Origin of the sequence: Streptomyces actuosus (assembly GCF_016921115.1) — a bacterium.
In the GTDB taxonomy this organism is placed as follows: domain Bacteria; phylum Actinomycetota; class Actinomycetes; order Streptomycetales; family Streptomycetaceae; genus Streptomyces; species Streptomyces actuosus_A.
Genome location: NZ_JAFFZS010000230.1, coordinates 1 through 429, shown reverse-complemented (window position 1 = coordinate 429; position 429 = coordinate 1). Strand labels below are relative to the sequence as shown.

Annotated in this window: 1 protein-coding gene; it reads left to right on the top strand. The window is 39.4% G+C overall.

What is annotated here, in order from left to right:
• Nucleotides 1-261 precede the first annotated feature (261 nt).
• Nucleotides 262-420 (top strand): hypothetical protein, encoded by a 159-nt coding sequence (locus JS756_RS36215; protein ID WP_205387506.1) that lies wholly within the window; start codon nucleotides 262-264, stop codon nucleotides 418-420.
• The last annotated feature ends 9 nt before the right edge of the window (nucleotides 421-429 follow it).

The following is a 429-nucleotide window of genomic DNA, read 5'->3' as shown; positions in this document are numbered from 1 at the left end:
TCTATCCACAAAGCCACTAAAGTTCAAGTCCATTAAAGTGGAGCTCCAGAGCCTTGTACAGGCCCACAAAAAATCTATTACAAAGAACTAGTTGATTAAGAATAGAAGCAAGCACAAGCAATCACAATATGAGTGAGACAATCTAACCATAGTTAGAATCATAACTGATGATCAAACTCTATAAAAACAGGTTCAGAAGAGGTTAATAGTGAAGGCAGCAAGAGCCCAAAACTACAAAAGAACCAGCATACTACTGCTACTATGAATGAGGTTGAAGGAGCTAATAATGACAGTGAGAAGAAGGATAAGGAAGTTGGTACTGGAGGTGAGGATCATGAGATAGAGATTGATGAAGGCAATGATGGTGCTGAGAAAGAGAATAAAGAGGATGGTGCTGGAGCTACCCCTGATAGAAACTAGGATTGACTA

What these genes read in the sequence shown, in the direction of transcription:
- JS756_RS36215 (WP_205387506.1), top strand. Translation starts at nt 262, where the DNA reads ATGAATGAGGTTGAAGGAGCTAATAATGACAGTGAGAAGAAGGATAAG.